Raw genomic sequence first — 18,407 nt, forward strand, 5'->3', positions numbered from 1 at the left:
CCCCTCGGACGAGGCCGGGCGGGCGAGGTTCCCGATGGTCGGCTGGTCGTCTCCGTTGCCGGATGGGCCGGGGATGGGCTCGGTCGGCGGCTCCGACGGCGAATGTGCCAGCCAGGCCGGGTGGATCACGTCGGTGGCCGGCACGTCCTGCGCCCGCACCTCGGTGGTCGGCGTCTCCAACGTCCGGTCCGAGATGAGCGTCGGGTCCGAGGAGGGCGTCGGGTCCGAGATGAGCGTCGGGGCCGAGGAGGGAGTGTCCCAGGTGGACCGTTCGGCTTCCCAGACCGGCAGGGCCGCGCCGGACGTCGCCGTGGCGGCACCGGAGACGGGTGCGCCGGAGACGGACGTGCCGGAGACGGGAGCGACCGCCTCGGCGGCACCGGCCTCGGCAATCGGCTCCGGCTGGTTCGGTCGACCCGAGCGCAACGCGCCGACCAGCCCGAAGACCCCGATCAGGATGAGTGCGCCGGCCAGGAACCAGCCGACCGGCGGCAGCGCGAGCCCGAGCAGTTGGGCGAGCAGCCACCAGGCGGACAGCGCCAGGAACACGAGCCCGAAAGCGAACGACACCAGATCCGTGCGGTGAGCCTTCACCGGGTCACCTCCAGGTTGCCGGCATTGACATGGATGTAGAGGCGCAGGGTCCCGCCGCCGGGCCCGTCCGCGCCGACGTCGGTGGACTCCCGCAGGCGGCCGTCCAGCCCGCCGGAGCGGTTGCCGAAGACGGTGGCGTCACCCGCGTTGACGTCGGCCACTGTGGTGACGTCCACGTTCGGCGGCACGACGACCGTCGCCTGGCCGAAGTTGACGGCCACTGTCACCTGGCTGTCCCGTTTCGCGAAGTCGATCCCGCGCAGGTCGAGCACGGCGTCACCGAAGCTGTTCTCGTACCGGTCCGCCAGGTCGCGGTAGTCGGTGGGCGCCCAGGTCACCGCGCCGTCGACCCCCCGGATCCGGTCGTAGGACTCGGCGACGGTCGCCGTGCCCAGCGCCGCCGCGGTCACCAGACCGAGCGCGATGAGCCAGCGGGCCCGCCCGAACCACGTGCCGACCAGCAGGCCCAGCGCGATCGTGGCCAGCGCGGCCGCGAAGTACGCCGAGGCGCTGATGGCGAAGACGTCCAGCAGGTCGAGCAGGGCGACCAGACCGAGCACCAGGAAGATCAGCGAGAAGGTCACCGCGCCGAGCGGCGACCGCTCCTTGGGGCGCTTCGGCGGCTTCGGCGGCTTGGGCGGAGGAGGCGCGGCCGGGGTCGGCGAAGCGTACGGGCCGTGCGGCGCGAACGGGGGGCGGTAACCGGAGGGCGGCGGGGCGGTCGGATAGCCGGCCGGGGCAGCGGGTGTGCTGCTCACCGGTGCCGACGGCCAGCCGGCGCTGGGCATGGCGGTGCTCGGCCAGCCGGGCTGGGCAGCCGTCGTGCCGGCCGGTTGCCCGGACACTGGGCCGACCCCGGACACCGGCTGCGTCGCGCTGGTCGGCGGCGCGTCGTACGCCGGGATGGTGACGGTGGGCGTCGCCCCCGTCGTCGCGGTGGCGTACCCCGGACCGGTACCGAACATCGGCGGCGTCGCCGCCGGGCCGGTCGACGGGGCCGCGCCGTACGACGGTGCGGGCCAGGTCACCGGTGGGACGACCGGACCCGCCGGGTTGCCGGACGGCGCGGCGGGCGGCGGACCAGCCGGGGTGCCCGGCCGTGGATTGCGGCCGTCCCGGTTGAGCAGGAGCGCGCCGGCGACCAGGATGGCCGCGCCGAGCAGCACCGCGCGGAAGGCGTCGGTGACGATGTACGCGAAGCTCGCCGCGACCAGGATGCCCAGGACGATCACCGTCACCGGGGACATGCTGGAGCGACCACGACCGAGCATGGACTCGACGGGGGACGCGGTGTCGCCCTCGTTCGGGATGATCAGCCAGGCGGCGACGTACACCAGGATGCCGATGCCCCCGAAGAACCCGAGCACCGCGAGCAGCACCCGCCAGAGCACCGGATCGGTGTTGGTGGCGCGCCCGATCGCCGCGCAGACGCCGGCCAGATACCGCCCCTCGCGCGGCCGGACCAGCCCGTACCGCGAGGTGAAGCCGGTGCCGCCCAGCGGCGGTGGCGGCGCGGACGGACCGGGACCACCCGGCCCCTGTGGCGTGCCGCCCGGACCGTAGCCGGTGCCCGCCGCGAACCCCGGGCCTGGGCCGTAGCCCGCCGTGGGCGGCGCGTATCCGTCGGCCGGCTCGCCGGGCGCGGTGCCGGCGGTCGCGTCGGTGCCAGCGTGCGGACCGAACGTGCTGGGCTCGGTCCATTCGGTGGGCGTGGTGGTGGGCGGGGGCGGTGCTGAACCGCCCGGCTGTGCCGACCCCGGTCGGGGCGGCGGGGCAGCTTCCTCGGTCATGCTTCGATCCTGCTGCCCGGTCCACCCGAACGACCTCAGGACCCGACCCTGACCCCACCCTGAGATCCGGCGGCCGGAATGTCGGGGGCGTCCCCGTGGTCGCGGACGCCGCAGCGTGTGACGATCGAGTCACCGACCTCGACCTGTCCGCCACCGTGACCAGGGAGCCTCCGATCAGCATCGTGACCCCGCCCCCGCGCCTCTACCGCGCCCCGGAGCACCGGATGGCCGCCGGCGTCGCCGCCGGTATCGCCGACCATCTCGGCATCTCGGTGCTGCGGGTGCGCGTCGCGTTCATGGTCCTGCTCGGGCTCAGCGGGCTCGGCCTGCTGCTCTACGCGGCCTTCTGGGCGGTGGTGCCGCTGCGCCCCGGCGACACCGCGGTGCCGCCCCGGCGGGACGTCGCCCAACTCCTGCCGTTCGTGGGGATCGGGCTCGGTGTCCTGTTGATCCAGGTGATGGTCTTCGACTCGGTCGGCGCGGCGGGCACTGCCGGTTGGTTGGTGGCCATCATCGCGGTCGGCGCCGGGGTCATCTGGCACCAGTCCGCGCCCGAGCGGCGGCGACAGTGGGGCGACGCGATGCCGGTGCCCTGGCTCGGCGCGGTCGTCGAGGAGAGCGACCGGCGGGCCTTCGTGCTGCGGTTCATCGGCGGGGGAGTGCTGGTCGCGGTCGGCATCATCGGCGTCGCGGCCGTCTACTCACCGGCACAGAACTTCGACGCGGTGATCAATGGCGTGATCTTCGCGTTGGTCGGGCTGGCGGGCGTCGGCGTGGTCGCCGCGCCGGTGCTCTGGCGGACGTACAGCCAGCTCCGCTCGGAGCGCGAGGGGCGCATCCGCGAGCAGGAGCGGGCCGAGCTGGCCGCGATGGTGCACGACCAGGTGCTGCACACGTTGGCACTGATCCAGCGCAACGCCGGCGACGTCAAGACGGTGCAGCGGCTTGCCCGGGGGCAGGAGCGCTCGCTGCGCAACTGGCTCTACAAGCCGACCGCTTCGCCGAGCGAGCGCTTCGCCGCCGCTCTGGAACAGGCCGCGGCCGAGGTCGAGGACACCTTCGCGATCAGCGTGGAGACGGTGGTGGTGGGGGACCGGGAGACCGACGAGAAGGTCGGCGCGCTGGTCGCGGCCGCGCGGGAGGCGTTGGTGAACGCGGCCCGGCACGCCGGCGTGCAGACCGTGTCGCTCTACGCCGAGGTGGAACCGGATCAGGTCAGTGTCTTCGTCCGGGACCGGGGGAAGGGCTTCGATCCGGATACCGTGGAGGACCACCGGCACGGCGTACGCGGCTCGATCATCGGGCGGATGAAGCGGCACGGCGGACGGGCCGAAATACGGTCCGGCCCGGGGGAGGGGACCGAGGTCCGGTTGATCCTGCCGATCTCCCGGGACTCGTCCGCAGCGGAGAGGAACAGATGACCATGGCCGAGCAGTCGACCGAGCACCTCGACCCGGCGGATGCCCGCCCCGAGCGGCTGCGGGTGTTCCTGGTGGACGACCACGCCATGTTCCGAGCCGGGGTGCGCGCGGAGTTGGGCGCCCACGTCGAGGTGGTGGGCGAGGCGAGCACGGTGGCCGAGGCGGTCACCCGGATCGCCGCCGTCGGCCCCGACGTGGTGCTGCTCGACGTGCACATGCCCGACGGCGGCGGTCGCGCGGTGCTGGAGGCGATGCGGCGTACGCACCCGCAGGTCAAGTTCCTCGCGTTGAGCGTCTCCGACGCGGCGGAGGACGTGATCGGGCTGATCCGTGCCGGTGCCCGCGGGTACGTCACCAAGACCATCTCCCCGGACGAGCTGGCTGCCGCGATCCGTCGCGTGGCCGACGGGGACGCGGTGTTCAGCCCACGGCTGGCCGGGTTCGTGCTGGACGCCTTCGCGGCCCGGCCGGACGCACCGGTGGCCGACCCGGAGCTGGACCAGCTCACCAACCGTGAGCGTGAGGTGCTGCGGCTGCTGGCCCGGGGGTACGCGTACAAGGAGATCGCCAAGGAGCTCTTCATCTCCATCAAGACGGTGGAGACGCACGTGTCGAACGTGCTGCGCAAGCTTCAGATGTCCAACCGCTACGAACTCTCCCGTTGGGCGGCGGATCGCCGCCTCGTGTGACGGCGCGTCGGCACCGACGAGGATCAGAGAAACGTCCGGCGCGCCCTCGTACGCCCGGCCGGTGATCGTGTCCGGGTAGCCGTAGGGGCCCTCATCCGGATGGGTCGAAACGTGAGCGGTGACAGACGTCCCGCCGGGCTCGCGTGACCTCGGGGCTCGCGCACGGGCCGAGGCTGGCTGGTCGGGTGGCGCAACGTATTTCCTGCTCAGTGCTGCCCGCGTCGGGCGTTTTATGATCATTTTTCAAGTATCGGCAACGTGGCGGGCAACTAACGGCTTGATAACGGCACCTTCACGGAAGAGGCCAGTGGGTGTCACAGTGGCAGCACCTCACCATCGGTGTGTGGCACTCCGTACGCCCCACGACCACGATTCCGCCGATCTCGGCGGCCCGTGGCTGTGTCGATTGCGTCGTGTCAAGCGTCGTTGGTGGGGGAGCCCGGCGGATCGGAACATCAGGGGTGTCCCCAACTTCCCTGTGGTCCCGGCGACCCGCGCCCCGGGGTGGTCGGGCGGTGTCACCCCCAAACGTGCGTGAAACCCACGACGGAACCTGGTTAGAAAGAGGAGGCCCCTCGGAATGAGAGTCTCGAAGCGGGCGACGAGCGCTATCGCGCTCAGCGCGGCTGCCGCGCTTGTCGCGAGCGGTTGCTCGAGCGGCGGCGACGGCGATACTGCCGCCAGCGCGGACGGCTCGATCGTTGTTCACGGCGTCCAGCCGGAGAACCCGCTGGTCCCGTCGAACACCACGGAGACCGGTGGCGGCAAGATCATCGACTGGATGTGGACCGGCCTGGTCGAGTACCCGAACGACGGTGGGGCCCCGCGTAACGCGCTGGCGGAGTCCATCAACACCACGGACTCCAAGGTCTTCACGATCAAGATCAAGGCCGGTACCAAGTTCCACGACGGTACCGAGGTCAAGGCGAAGAACTTCGTCGACGCCTGGAACTGGGCCGCCTACTCGCCGAACGGCGCGCAGAACGGCACCTTCTTCGCGGACATCGCGGGCTTCGACCAGACCTACACCACGGACCCGGATGGCGCGGACGGCCCGAAGAAGGCCCCGACGCCGACGGCCGACAAGCTGTCCGGCCTGAAGGTCATCGACGAGCAGACCTTCGAGGTCACCCTGGCGGCGCCGACCGCGGTCTTCCCGACCAAGCTCGGCTACAGCGCCTTCATGCCGCTGCCGGACGTGTTCTTCACCATGAAGCCGGAAGAGTTCGGCAAGAACAAGCCGATCGGCAACGGCCCGGTGAAGTTCGTGTCCTGGGAGGACAACTCCCTCATCAAGCTGACGCGCTTCGACGACTACAACCTTCGCGACAAGATGAAGGTCAAGGACGTCGACGTCAAGCTGTACCAGGACGACAACGCCGCCTACGCCGATCTGCTGGCGAACAACCTCGACTTCATGGAGGTTGTCCCCACCTCGGCGCTCGCCGGTGACAAGTGGAAGACCGACCTCGGTGACCGGGGCCGCTCGACCGTCACGCCGTCGACCGCGTTCATCGCGTTCCCGATCTACGACAAGCGCTTCCAGAACCCGAAGCTGCGTCGTGCCGTCTCGCTGGCGGTCAACCGGCAGGAGATCTCGGACAAGATCTTCTTCGGCACCCGCAAGCCGGCCGACAGCTGGGCGAACCCGCTGACCCCGGGCGCCAAGCCGGGCAACTGCACCGCCTGCAAGTTCGACCCGACCACGGCCAAGCAGCTGCTCGCCGAGGCCGGTGGCTTCAGCGGTGAGATGGTCTTCTACTACAACGCGGACTCCGCCCACAAGGACTGGATGGACGCCGTCGCGCAGCAGGTCAAGACCAACCTCAACATCAACGCTCGGGCCGAGGGTGTGCCGACCTTCGCGGTGTTCCGCCAGAACATCAACGCCCACAAGATGACCGGCCCGTACCGCGCTGCCTGGCAGCAGGACTACCCGGACGTCGAGAACTGGGTCAACCCGCTGTTCATCACCAACGGCTCCTCGAACGACGGCCTCTACAGCAACCCCGAGGTCGACGCCCTTGCCAAGCAGGCCAGCGGCGCCCCGAGCCTGGAGGCCTCGCACGAGGCGTTCGCCAAGGCGGTCGAGAAGGTCGACCAGGACGTCCCGAGCATCCCGGTCTACTTCTACGGTCAGCAGTCCGGCCACTCGGAGAAGATCAAGAAGCTCGAGCTGAACAACGTCGGCGAGATCGACATCACCTCGGTCGAGCTCTGATCCGAACGGTCTGACCCCGGGTCGGGCTCGCCACATCCGGTGAGCCCGACCCGGGGCCGTTCCGCGATTGGGTGTTACAACACTCCACTCGCACGTTGTCACCACCGTGTCGGCCGTCCGACGCGCCCCCTGTCTGGAGGACCACCCCATGGGCCGTTATCTGTTGAGACGGCTGCTCCAACTCGTGCCGGTCTTCATCGGTACGACGTTCCTGATCTACTGGCTCGTCTGGGCCGTTCCGGGCGATCCGTTCGCCGGCAAGTGCGGTGAGCGTCGCTGCCCGGACCAGTACATCGCCTTCATGACCGAGAAGTACCACCTCGACCAGAACGTCTTCGTGCAGTACGCCAACTACATGAAGAACCTGCTCCAGGGCGACTTCGGTCAGACGTTCTCGCAGCGCGAGATCAGCGACATCATCCTGACTTCGTACCCGAACACCCTGAAGCTGGCCCTCGTGGCGCTCGCCATCGAGGCGATCATCGGCCTTGGCGCCGGCGTGCTCAGCGGTCTGCGGCGTAACGGCTTCCTGGACAACCTGGTCCTGGTCTCCACCCTCTTCCTGATCGCGCTGCCGGTCTTCGTGGTCGGCTTCGTGCTGCAGTGGCTGCTGGGTGTGCAGTGGGGCATCATCAAGCCGACCGTCTCCTCCGAGATGCGGTGGTCCGAGCTGATCGTGCCGGGCTTCGTGCTGGGCAGCGCGTCGGTGGCGTACATCGCCCGGGTGGCACGAACGAGCATCGCGGAGAACCGTCGCGCCGACTACGTGCGCACCGCCATCGCCAAGGGCCTGCCGATGCGCCGGGTGGTCGGCGTGCACCTGCTGCGCAACTCGCTCATCCCGGTGGTGACCCTGCTCGGTACCGACCTCGGTGCCCTGATGGGTGGCGCGATCGTCACCGAGGGAATCTTCGGCATCAACGGAATCGGCCGCCAGGTCTTCCGGGCGATCATCACCAAGGAAAGCGCCACGGTGGTAGGAATCGTGGTCGTCCTGGTGCTGGTCTATCTCGTGATGAACCTGCTGGTTGACCTGCTCTACGCCGCCCTGGACCCGAGGATCCGTTATGAGTGACCCGAGTACCGCATCGATCGTCAGTACCCCTGGCGCACACCCCACCGACTCCGCCGCACCCGCCACCGCGGGCCAGCCGCAGAGCAACGAGAAGCCGCGCGGCCTTCTCGCCGACGCCTGGCGGGATCTGCGGCGCAAGCCGCTGTTCTGGATCTCGGCCACGCTGATCGTGATCTTCCTGTTGATGGCGGCCTTCCCGGCGCTGTTCGCCCCGGGCGACGCGGTCAACGGCTCGCTGTCCCGCAGCCTCGACAAGCCGTCCGCCAATGGCTGGTTCGGCTACGACGTGCAGGGCCGCGACGTCTACGCCCGGGTCATCTACGGCGCACGGGCCTCCATCGTGGTCGCCGTGCTCTCCGTGATGGGCACCCTGCTCATCGGCGGAACCATGGGCATCATCTCCGGTTACCGCGGTGGCTGGGTGGACGCGCTGCTCAGCCGGATCGCCGACGTCTTCTTCGGTCTGCCCTTCGTGCTCGGCGCGATCGTCATCCTGACGACCTTCAACGGGTCGGGCGCCGGCAACAGCAAGGCCCAGATCATGGGCCTGGTGATCGCGTCACTGATCGTGCTGAGCTGGCCGGTCGTGATGCGGCTGATGCGCTCCTCGGTGCTCGCCACCAAGGAGGCCGACTACATCGTGGCGGCCCGCGCGTTGGGTGCCGGCACCGGCCGGATCATCCTCAAGCACCTGCTGCCGAACTGCCTGGCCCCGCTGCTGGTCTACGGCACGATCATGGTCGGCTCGTTCATCGGCGCCGAGGCCACCCTGTCGTTCCTGGGCGTCGGTCTGAAGTCGCCGGTGGTGTCCTGGGGCATCATGATCAGTGATGGGCAGCAGTTCGTCCGGGTCGCGCCGGGGCTGGTGTTCTTCCCCGCCGCGTTCCTCGTCACCGCAGTGCTGAGCTTCGTGATGCTCGGTGAGTCGGTCCGCGAGGCCCTCGATCCGAAACTCCGCTAGGGGAGATCCAGTTGTCCGACATTCTCGTGTCCGAGCAGTCAGCGCCGGGACCCGGCGGGTCCGGGCGTCCCTCCGGCCGCCTGCTCGAGGTCGACGACCTGCGGGTGGAGTTCCGTACCCGGGACGGCGTCGCAAAGGTCATCAACGGGGTCACGTACCACGTCGACGCGGGGGAGACCCTCGCCGTGCTCGGCGAGTCCGGCTCCGGTAAGAGCGTCACGGCGCAGACCATCATGGGCATCCTCGACACGCCGCCCGGCTTCGTCACCGGTGGGCAGGTCCGCTTCCACGGCAAGGACATGCTCCGCATGTCCGACGAGGAGCGGCGCCGCATCCGCGGCGAGGGCATCGCGATGATCTTCCAGGACGCGCTCTCCGCGCTGAACCCCGTCTTCACCGTCGGGTTCCAGATCGCCGAGCAGTTCCGGGTCCGGCGGGGCATGGGCCGCGCGGAGGCCAAGAAGCGCGCGATCGACATGCTCGACCAGGTCAAGATCCCGAACGCCAAGGGTCGGTTCAACAACTACCCGCACCAGTTCTCCGGCGGTATGCGGCAGCGCGCGATGATCGCGATGTCGCTGGCGCTCGACCCCGAGGTGCTGATCGCGGACGAGCCGACCACCGCTCTCGACGTGACAGTGCAGGCCCAGATCATGGACCTGCTGGCCGAGCTTCAGCGCGAGCGGCAGATGGGCATGATCCTGATCACCCACGACCTCGGTGTGGTCGCCGACGTCGCGGACCGGATCGCGGTCATGTACGCGGGCCGGATCGTCGAGGAAGCAGACGTGTACGAGCTGTACGCCAAGCCGGCGCACCCGTACACGCTGGGTCTGATCGACTCGATCCCGCGCCTCGACGAGAAGGGGCAGCAGCTCCGGACGATCAAGGGCCTCCCGCCGAACCTGATGAACATCCCGCCGGGCTGCCCGTTCAACCCGCGGTGCCCGATGGCTCAGCCGGTGTGCCGGGAGAAGGTCCCGCCGCTGCTGCAGGTCGGCCCCGCCCGGGCCAGCGCCTGCCACTTCGCCGAGGAGCTTGTGAACCGTGTCTGAGAACATCCTCGAGGTCAATGACCTGGTCAAGCACTACCCCGTCACCCAGGGCGTGGTGTTCAAGAAGACCGTCGGTCAGGTCAAGGCGGTCGACGGGGTCTCGTTCGGTCTGCGCGCCGGTGAGACGCTCGGTGTGGTCGGCGAGTCCGGCTGCGGCAAGTCGACGCTCGCCCGGGTGCTGATGAACCTGGAGAAGCCGACCGCCGGCAACGTGGTCTACAAGGGCCAGGACATCTCGAAGCTGTCCGGTGGGGCGCTGCGACGCCTCCGCCGGCAGATCCAGCTGGTCATGCAGGACCCGTACACCTCGCTGAACCCGCGGATGACCGTCGGCGACCTGCTCGGTGAGCCGTTCGAGATCCACCCGGAGGTGGCGCCGAAGGGCAGCCGCCGGGCCAAGGTCCGCGAACTGCTCGACCTGGTCGGGCTCAACCCGGAGCACATCAACCGGTACCCGCACCAGTTCTCCGGCGGTCAGCGTCAGCGCATCGGCATCGCCCGCGCGCTCGCGCTGCGACCCGAGATCATCGTCTGCGACGAGCCGGTGTCGGCGCTGGACGTCTCCATCCAGGCCCAGGTCATGAACCTGCTGGAGCAGTTGCAGGGCGAGTTCGGCCTCTCGTACGTCTTCATCGCGCACGACCTGTCGGTGGTCCGCCACCTCTCGGACCGGGTCGCGGTGATGTACCTCGGCAAGATCGTCGAGATCGGCACCGAGGACGAGATCTACGAGCGACCGACCCACCCGTACACCCAGGCGCTGCTCTCCGCGGTGCCCGTGCCGGACCCGACCCAGCGGAACAACAAGACGATCATCCGGCTCACGGGTGACGTGCCGTCGCCGATCAGCCCGCCCTCGGGCTGCCGGTTCCGGACCCGCTGCTGGAAGGCGCAGGACGTCTGCGCCGAGCAGGTCCCGCTGCTGGAGATCCGACGGGACTCGGACCACCCGAGCGCCTGCCACTTCGCGGAGAAGCGCGAGATCGTCGCCACCCACGAGGTGTGAGTCACCGAAACCGCCTGCCGCCGTCACCACGACGACGGCAGGCGGTTTCGTCTGTCAGTGACCCGGATCGGCCGCGCGGCGCCTGGCCGCCCAGGAGGCGTCAGCAAGCACAGGGAAGCCGTGGCCCGGTTCAGCGCGGGCTGAGGCGGCTCACAGCGGGCCGCGGCCCGCGCGGAGCAGCAGCAGGGCCAGCTGGGTGCCGTCGGCACCGAGCGCGACACGGAAACGCTCCAGGATCTCCCGTTCCCGGGAGAGCACCAGGCGGGTCCCACCGGACGCCATCCGGGTCACCCCGACCTCCTGGGACAACGCGGCCCGCTCCTGCCAGAGCGTGATCAACGCGTGGTCGATCTCGTCGATCCGTTCCCTGATCTGCACGATCCGCGCCGAGGCGGACGGCTCCTCGGTGCCGGTCTGCTGCTCGGCCGGCTCGGCGTCCGCACCCGTCGCTGGTGTGGCCACCGCCGGCTCAGCCCCCTGCGCTGCCGGCTGCCCCGGTCGGATCGGGCTGCCGCTCTGCTCCATCACGTTTGTCATCATCGGGTACCTCTCGCAGTGTGGTGCCCGGTGCCCGGAACCTGGGACGGAAAAAGCCCCGGACTCCAGGAGCCCGGGGCTTTAGCAGGTCTGAATCGATCAGGCGCGACCTACGGCAGCCGGACTCCCGGTGCCATAGTAAAAGTAGAAGCGCGCAGCGATCACGCCGTCGAGTATGCCCACGTCGTTGCCGGGTGCGCAAGCAATCCGCGTCGCGAAGGGCACTTTGCCGCCGGTGGGCGTGTCGGGTGGTGGTGCGCGCCGTCGGGAAGTGTCGGGCCGGCGGCATAGACTTGTCGGGCGATGCATCCTCTCTTCGACATCCCCGCGTCCCTGCCTGCGCCGGAGTCCGCGCCGGCCCGCCCGCACCGACCCGGGGCGGCTGCCGCGCGTCTCGATCCGCAGCAGCTGCTCGCCGGGCTGAACGGGCCGCAGCGCGACGCCGTCAGCCATGCAGGCTCGCCGCTGCTGATCGTGGCCGGCGCCGGGTCCGGCAAGACCCGGGTGCTCACGCACCGGATCGCCTACCTGCTCGCCGCTCGGGACGTGCACCCCGGTGAGATCATCGCGATCACCTTCACCAACAAGGCCGCCGGCGAGATGAAAGAGCGCGTCGCCGCGCTGGTGGGCCCCCGGGCCCGCCTGATGTGGGTGTCGACGTTCCACTCGGCCTGCGTGCGGATCCTGCGTGCCGAGCACGAGCACGCCGGGCTCAAGTCGACGTTCTCGATCTACGACGCGGACGACTCCCGCCGGCTGATGCAGTTGGTGACCCGCGAGCTGGATCTCGACCCGAAGCGCTACCCGGCGCGTGGCCTGGCCGCCCAGGTCTCCAACCTCAAGAACGAGCTGGTCGATCCGGAGCAGTTCGCGGCGCGGGCCACCGGGCCCAACGAGCGGGCGCTGGCCGAGGCGTACACGCTCTACCAGCGTCGGCTGCGTGAGGCACACGCCCTGGACTTCGACGACCTGATCATGACCACGGTGCACCTGCTCCAGTCCCACCCGCACGTCGCGGAGAGCTACCGCCGACGGTTCCGGCACGTGCTGGTCGACGAGTACCAGGACACCAACCACGCCCAGTACGTCCTGATCAAGGAGCTGGTCTCCGGCACCGACGGGCTGGAGCCCGCCGAGCTGTGCGTGGTCGGCGACGCCGACCAGTCGATCTACGCGTTCCGGGGTGCGACGATCCGCAACATCCTGGAGTTCGAACGGGACTTCACCGACGCGCGGACGATCCTGCTGGAGCAGAACTACCGCTCCACCCAGACCATCCTCAACGCGGCCAACGCGGTGATCGACCGCAACACCTCCCGCAAACCCAAGCGGCTGTGGAGCGAGGCCGGCGCCGGCGAGCAGATCGTCGGCTACGTGGCCGACACCGAGCACGCCGAGGCCGACTGGGTGGCCCGGGAGATCGACCGGTTGGTCGACGCCGACGAGACCCGCCCCGGCGACGTCGCCGTCTTCTACCGCACCAATGCGCAGTCCCGCGTCTTCGAGGAGGTGTTCATCCGGGTCGGCCTGCCCTACAAGGTGGTCGGCGGGGTGCGCTTCTACGAGCGCAAGGAGGTCCGCGACGCCCTGGCGTACCTGCGTTCGGTGGTCAACGACGACGACACGGTGAGCCTGCGGCGAGTGCTCAACACCCCGCGCCGGGGCATCGGCGACCGCGCCGAGGCGTGTGTCGAGGCGCTCTCCAGCCGCGACCGGATCTCCTTCGGCGCGGCGTTGCGCCGGGCCCGGGAGGCGCCGGGCATCTCCAGTCGGGCGGCCAACGGCATCGGGGACTTCGTGGCGCTGCTCGACGGCGCCCGCGAGTTGGCCGAGACCGGCACCCCGGAGGAGGTGCTGGAGGCGCTGCTGACCCGCTCCGGCTACCTCACCGAGCTGGAGGAAAGCCTCGACCCGCAGGACGCCGGCCGGGTGGACAACCTCCAGGAGCTGGTCAGCGTCGCCCGCGAGTACACCGAGCGGATCGAGGCGCTGGGCGAGGAGGGGGAGCGGGCCACCCTGGCCGGCTTCCTGGAGCAGGTGGCGCTGGTCGCCGACGCCGACCAGATCCCCTCCGACGACCCCGACCACCAGGGCGTGGTCACCCTGATGACGCTGCACACCGCCAAGGGACTGGAATTCCCGGTGGTCTTCCTGACCGGGCTGGAGGACGGCGTCTTCCCGCACCTGCGCTCGCTGGGCGACACCCGCGAGTTGGAGGAGGAGCGCCGGCTGGCGTACGTCGGCATCACCCGTGCCCGACAGCGGCTCTACATGTCCCGGGCGGTGACCCGCTCGGCGTGGGGGCAGCCGTCCTACAACCCGCCGTCACGCTTCCTGGAGGAGCTGCCGACCGAGTTGGTGCACTGGGAGCGCACCGAAGGGTCGTACACCTCGTGGGCTGGCGGGGGCGGCGGCGTCGGTGGCCGCGCGGACCGCGCGCCCGGCGCGCGTGGCAACTTCACCGGGGGGACGCCGAAGGCAGCCCAGCTGGCGCAGCGGCTCGGCGTGGACGCCAGCCGGCTGACCACAGCCAGTGAGCTGCCGCAGGGGCCGAAGGTGTCCGCGGGCGACCGGGTCAACCATCAGCGGTACGGGTTGGGGCGGGTGCTCGCCGTCGAGGGGCACGGCCCGGGTGCCCGCGCGCAGATCGACTTCGGCGACCAGACCATGTGGCTGGTGCTCCGGCACGCCCCGGTCGACAAGCTCTGACCCGGCGCGCCCGCACCATCGCACCGAAGCAGGGAAGGAAGGGCCTCAGGCCCCTCCTTCCCTGCTGTTGCGCCCGGACCGCGCGGGGATGTTGCCTCAGCAGCCCAGGTCGACGCCGTGGGCCCGCATGAACGGGGCCGGGTCGATCTGGTTCCACATGCCCTGGTGCACCTCGAAGTGCAGGTGCGGGCCGGTGGCATCGCCGGTGGCGCCCTCGTAGCCGATGACCTGGCCGGCCTTCACCTTCTGGCCGACGCTGACAGCGATGCGGCTCTGGTGGGCGTAGTGGGTCAGGTAGCCGTTGCCGTGGTCGATGAAGACGGAGTTGCCGTACCCGTCGGAGGCGTCGCCGGCCTGGGTCACGGTGCCGGCGGCCGCTGCGTGGATCGGAGTACCGGAGGGCAGCGCCAGGTCGATACCGGCGTGCAGGGTGCCCCAGCGCTGCCCGTAGCAGGACGTGACGGCTGCGCCCGGCATCGGGTCGACCCAGGCGGGTGTGGGCCTGGTGGTCTTCTTCGGCTTCGGCTTGGCCTTCGCGGCGGCCGTCTTCGCGGGGGCCGGGCTGGTGCTGATCGCCGACGGGCTGGGCGTCGGGCTCAGCGAGGGGGCGACCGGGGTGCTCGACTCACGGACCGAGCGGTCGGCCCGGCTCGCACCCTCGGCCCGGGCCTGGGTGTCGAGGGAGACGGCGGCGGGTGCCGGGTGGTCGCCGCCGGTGGTGGCGACCGCGACGCCGCCGAGGCCGAGGGCCACCAGGATGGCGGCGCTGAGCACGATGAGGCGGTTCCGCCGGGGAGCGCGCTGCGGCTGCTCGGTGTGGGGGGCGTCGGGGGTGTTCTCGTTCTGGACGGGGCTGTCTTCCTGCACGGCGGACCTTCACAGTCGAGGGGCACTTGACCTCGAAATACTGGTGTCGGGCCGAGCCGGGGTGGGCGCGGGGACCGGGTGACCGGGCGGCGGGCGAAGTGATGGCTGCCCGGATATGACCCGCTCTACGGCGCTCTATCCAGAAAAGTGATCATGCTGGGTGGTGTCGCCCATCACAATCGCCGATGTGACCCGGGATACATCCGCTCGGCCGAGGCAACGAAAAACCGCCCGGATCGACAGAGCCGGGCGGTCAACGGTCGTTACGCAACGTCAGCCGGCGGCTACCTCGCTGTAGATTGCCTCGATTTGCAGCTTGATGTCCACTCCGCGCTCCTGGAGGAACGGCACCGGGTCGATCGGCTGCCCCTTGACATGGATCTCCAGGTGCAGGTGGGTGCCGTACGCGTGGCCGGTCTGACCCACGAGGCCGAGCTGGTCGCCCGCCTTGATCTGCTGGCCTTCCTTGACGCTCACCGCGGAGGAGTGGCCGTAGATGGCCTCGCTGCCGTCGGCGTGCTGGACGATCACCGCGTTGCCGTACCCGCCGAACCAGCCGGCCTTGGTGACCAACCCGTCGTGGATCGCCACGTAGGGAGTGCCCTCGCCGGCGACGAGGTCGACGCCGGTGTGCATCTTGCCCCAGCGGAGCCCGTACGGGGAGTTGAAGTCGTAGCCCTGCAGCGGCAGCAGCCAGACCTCGCGCTCGGCGCTGTCCTTGCTGCGGCTGTCCCGGGAGGCGCGGTCGGCGTTGTCCGCACGGGCCGCGGCGTCCTGGCTGGTGACCGACGCCTGCTTGAGCTCGTCGAGGACCGTCGGGCTGACGTCCTTGGCGTCCGGCAGGGCGCTCGCGCCGAGGGCCACGATGCCGGCACCGACGAACGCGGTGGTGACGACAGCGGCGTAACGGCTGCGGGGTGGGGTGGGTACGCGGCGGCGACCGCGATATCGATCGGGCTCAGACGACAGGCGCTGGCGCACGCACACCCTCCGTTGTCGGGGTTCCGAAGCGGCCGGTGGGCGTCCCCTGAAGCTCCAGTGAAACGTCCGCTGACCGCGTCGTCACCCGTCCATGGACCTGATGACAACCGTGGACACGTTAGCCAACCGCCAGGCGAGTCACAAGCTAGACCGAAAAATTGGCGTGTCGATCTGTCCGTTTGCGTCCCTGATTGTCATGCATCGCGACGCCGAACGGTGCCCCCGTCGCTGCCCGTTCGTCGCCGAGCGTGACCGTTCCGGCGGAGTCGTCCGGCTTGACTCCGAACGGCGCCGGGATGTGTCCACAGTCCTGCCAGCGGTGCCGCGACTCCGAAGCCCGGATTGCGCGCGGCCGCACCTCTTCCGGGTTGCGCGGTGGACACGCCGGGTAACGGCCGGTGGCAGAGCCCGGATTTCCCGGGCCGGGCCCGCCGGGTTACCGTTCGTTAAGGTGAAGGCGGTCAAGCCGGTGAAAGGTGTGCGCTGATGAGCTCTCGGATTCGGGTCGTCGTCGCGAAGCCTGGCCTGGACGGCCACGACCGGGGCGCGAAGGTCGTCGCGCGCGCCCTGCGGGATGCCGGCATGGAGGTCGTCTACACCGGCCTGCACCAGACCCCCGAGCAGATCGTGGAGACCGCCATCCAGGAGGACGCCGACGCGGTCGGCCTGTCCGTGCTCTCCGGCGCGCACATGACGCTCTTCCGGCGGGTGCTGGAACTGCTCGGTGAGCGGGACGCTCGCGACATCGTCGTGTTCGGTGGCGGCATCATTCCGAACGGCGACATTCCCGAGTTGGAGAAGCTGGGCGTCGCGAAGATCTTCACGCCGGGCGCCACCACCCAGGCGATTGTCGAGTGGGTCCGACAGAACGTGGCCCAGCCGGTTTCCTGAGGCACGCCGATTGCTGCGTCACCGGGTTTTGGGCACGGGGGAGGGGCCGGACGCACCCCTCACACGTCCGGCCCCTCTATGCACGATGCCCCGCCGCCACCCCTCGACCGACAGGGCATCGGCCGTATCCCGTCATTGCGCTGTTCAGCGCTCCGACATCTGACTCAACGACGCCCCCACGGCAGGGTTACGCAAGCCGGACAACATCGCCCGGACGGTGGATGCCACCCGAGTCATGGCCGGAAACCGGCCACACCTGATGTCCGGTTGTGCATTACCGCACACCGTGCACCCGCTCGGTTGCCGGTGGTGCCGACCTCGCTAGGCTGCGGCCAATGGCCTGTTTCAACTGATGACAGGCGTCAAACTGTTTTCTGAACGCTGGTGGCGGCGCGACGGCGCGCCGCGGAGACGGGACGGGACGCGCAATCGTGGACCTGTACGAGTACCAGGGGCGGGACCTGTTCGAGCGGCACGGCTTGCCCGTGCTGGCCGGCGGCGTCGCCACTACCCCGGAAGAGGCCCGCGCGATCGCCGAACGTCTTGGCGGCCGTGTGGTCGTCAAGGCGCAGGTAAAGGTCGGCGGCCGAGGTAAGGCCGGCGGCGTCAAGCTGGCCGAGGGCCCGGATGAGGCGGTGGCCCGTGCCACCGACATCCTCGGCATGGACATCAAGGGTCACACCGTCCACAAGGTCATGATCACGGTGACCGCGGACGTGGCCGAGGAGTACTACTTCTCGTACCTGCTCGACCGGGCGAACCGCACCTTCCTCTGCATCGCCAGCGTCGCCGGCGGCATGGACATCGAGCAGGTCGCCGCCGAGACCCCCGACAAGGTCGTGAAGGCCCCGATCGACGCCGTGAAGGGCGTGGACGAGGCCAAGGCCCGCGAGATCGTGACCGCCGCCGGCTTCCCGGCTGCGGTTGCCGACCAGGTGGTCGAGATCGCCGTCGGCCTGTGGCAGGCGTTCGTCGCCGAGGACGCGACCCTGGTCGAGGTCAACCCGCTCGCCAAGAACGGCGACGGCAGGATGCTCCTGCTCGACGCCAAGATCAGCCTGGACGAGAACGCCGCGTTCCGGCACCCGGACCACGAGGCGCTTGTCGACCAGGCCGCCGTGGACCCGCTGGAGCAGGCCGCCAAGGCCAAGGACCTCAACTACGTCAAGCTCGACGGTGAGGTCGGCATCATCGGCAACGGCGCGGGTCTGGTCATGTCGACCCTCGACGTGGTCGCGTACGCCGGTGAGCGGCACGGCAACGTCAAGCCGGCCAACTTCCTCGACATCGGCGGCGGCGCGAGCGCCGCGGTGATGGCGAACGGGCTGGAGATCGTGCTCTCCGACCCGGCCGTGAAGAGCGTCTTCGTCAACGTCTTCGGCGGCATCACCGCCTGCGACGAGGTTGCCAACGGCATCATCCAGGCGCTGGCCCTGCTGGAGCAGCGCGGCGAGCAGGTCACCAAGCCGCTCGTCGTCCGTCTCGACGGCAACAACGCCGAGGCTGGCCGGGCGATCCTGGACAGCGCGAACAACCCGCTCGTGCAGCGGGTGGACACCATGGACGGTGCGGCCGAGCGGGCCGCCGAGCTGGCAGCTGCGGGGGTCTGA

14 protein-coding genes and 1 pseudogene are annotated in these 18,407 nt (G+C 69.9%); 10 read left to right on the top strand and 5 right to left on the bottom strand.

Annotated features, from left to right (window positions below):
* Nucleotides 1–345 precede the first annotated feature (345 nt).
* Both FB453_RS08885 and FB453_RS08890 read right to left on the bottom strand, forming a co-directional pair.
* Nucleotides 346–594, bottom strand: a pseudogene (locus tag FB453_RS08885) (hypothetical protein); the annotation flags it as partial.
* The gene (locus FB453_RS08890) at nt 591–2,384 is read right to left on the bottom strand and encodes a PspC domain-containing protein (protein ID WP_486480217.1); all 1,794 of its coding nucleotides are present in this window, start codon (nt 2,382–2,384) and stop codon (nt 591–593) included. The gene FB453_RS08890 and the pseudogene FB453_RS08885, both read right to left, overlap by 4 nt.
* 155 nt (nt 2,385–2,539) lie before the next feature.
* Here FB453_RS08890 and FB453_RS08895 point away from each other — a divergent pair, with 155 nt between their 5' ends.
* The 7 genes from FB453_RS08895 (at nt 2,540) to FB453_RS08925 (ending at nt 10,812) form a co-directional block, all read left to right on the top strand.
* Nucleotides 2,540–3,805, top strand: coding sequence for an ATP-binding protein (locus FB453_RS08895; protein WP_112584545.1), 1,266 nt, complete (start codon nt 2,540–2,542; stop codon nt 3,803–3,805).
* Nucleotides 3,806–3,807: 2 nt separating this feature from the next.
* A complete protein-coding gene (locus FB453_RS08900; RefSeq protein ID WP_030337843.1) occupies nt 3,808–4,494 on the top strand; it encodes a response regulator in 687 nt (228 codons plus the stop codon).
* A 580-nt stretch (nt 4,495–5,074) separates the two neighbouring features.
* On the top strand, nt 5,075–6,715 hold the full coding sequence (locus FB453_RS08905) for an ABC transporter substrate-binding protein (protein WP_145789070.1): 1,641 nt from the start codon (nt 5,075–5,077) through the stop codon (nt 6,713–6,715).
* Nucleotides 6,716–6,863: 148 nt separating this feature from the next.
* A complete protein-coding gene (locus FB453_RS08910; RefSeq protein ID WP_091406376.1) occupies nt 6,864–7,790 on the top strand; it encodes an ABC transporter permease in 927 nt (308 codons plus the stop codon).
* Complete coding sequence (locus FB453_RS08915) at nt 7,783–8,751, top strand: ABC transporter permease (RefSeq protein WP_091406374.1); 969 nt, start codon at nt 7,783–7,785, stop codon at nt 8,749–8,751. Before FB453_RS08910 ends, FB453_RS08915 begins: the two co-directional genes overlap by 8 nt.
* A gap of 26 nt (nt 8,752–8,777) precedes the next feature.
* On the top strand, nt 8,778–9,806 hold the full coding sequence (locus FB453_RS08920) for an ABC transporter ATP-binding protein (protein ID WP_091406372.1): 1,029 nt from the start codon (nt 8,778–8,780) through the stop codon (nt 9,804–9,806).
* The gene (locus FB453_RS08925) at nt 9,799–10,812 is read left to right on the top strand and encodes an ABC transporter ATP-binding protein (protein WP_124822695.1); all 1,014 of its coding nucleotides are present in this window, start codon (nt 9,799–9,801) and stop codon (nt 10,810–10,812) included. Before FB453_RS08920 ends, FB453_RS08925 begins: the two co-directional genes overlap by 8 nt.
* 150 nt (nt 10,813–10,962) lie before the next feature.
* Here FB453_RS08925 and FB453_RS08930 read toward each other — a convergent pair whose 3' ends face one another.
* Complete coding sequence (locus tag FB453_RS08930; RefSeq protein ID WP_112583779.1) at nt 10,963–11,352, bottom strand: chorismate mutase; 390 nt, start codon at nt 11,350–11,352, stop codon at nt 10,963–10,965.
* Between the two features lie 300 nt (nt 11,353–11,652).
* Here FB453_RS08930 and pcrA point away from each other — a divergent pair, with 300 nt between their 5' ends.
* Entirely contained in the window at nt 11,653–14,058 is a 2,406-nt protein-coding gene (gene pcrA / locus FB453_RS08935) for a DNA helicase PcrA (protein ID WP_145789072.1), read from the top strand.
* Nucleotides 14,059–14,154: 96 nt separating this feature from the next.
* Here pcrA and FB453_RS08940 read toward each other — a convergent pair whose 3' ends face one another.
* Both FB453_RS08940 and FB453_RS08945 read right to left on the bottom strand, forming a co-directional pair.
* Nucleotides 14,155–14,925 (bottom strand): M23 family metallopeptidase, encoded by a 771-nt coding sequence (locus FB453_RS08940; RefSeq protein ID WP_145789074.1) that lies wholly within the window; start codon nt 14,923–14,925, stop codon nt 14,155–14,157.
* A gap of 273 nt (nt 14,926–15,198) precedes the next feature.
* Entirely contained in the window at nt 15,199–15,906 is a 708-nt protein-coding gene (locus FB453_RS08945) for a M23 family metallopeptidase (protein WP_112583776.1), read from the bottom strand.
* Between the two features lie 486 nt (nt 15,907–16,392).
* Between FB453_RS08945 and icmB the strand changes: the two genes are divergently transcribed.
* Together icmB and sucC are read left to right on the top strand one after the other, a co-directional pair.
* Entirely contained in the window at nt 16,393–16,797 is a 405-nt protein-coding gene (icmB, locus tag FB453_RS08950; protein WP_030491849.1) for a coenzyme B12-dependent isobutyryl CoA mutase small subunit, read from the top strand.
* Between the two features lie 431 nt (nt 16,798–17,228).
* Nucleotides 17,229–18,407: an ADP-forming succinate--CoA ligase subunit beta gene (gene sucC / locus FB453_RS08955; RefSeq protein WP_112583775.1), complete on the top strand. Its 1,179-nt coding sequence runs from the start codon at nt 17,229–17,231 to the stop codon at nt 18,405–18,407.

It is taken from the genome of Micromonospora sp. CNZ322 (assembly GCF_007827755.1).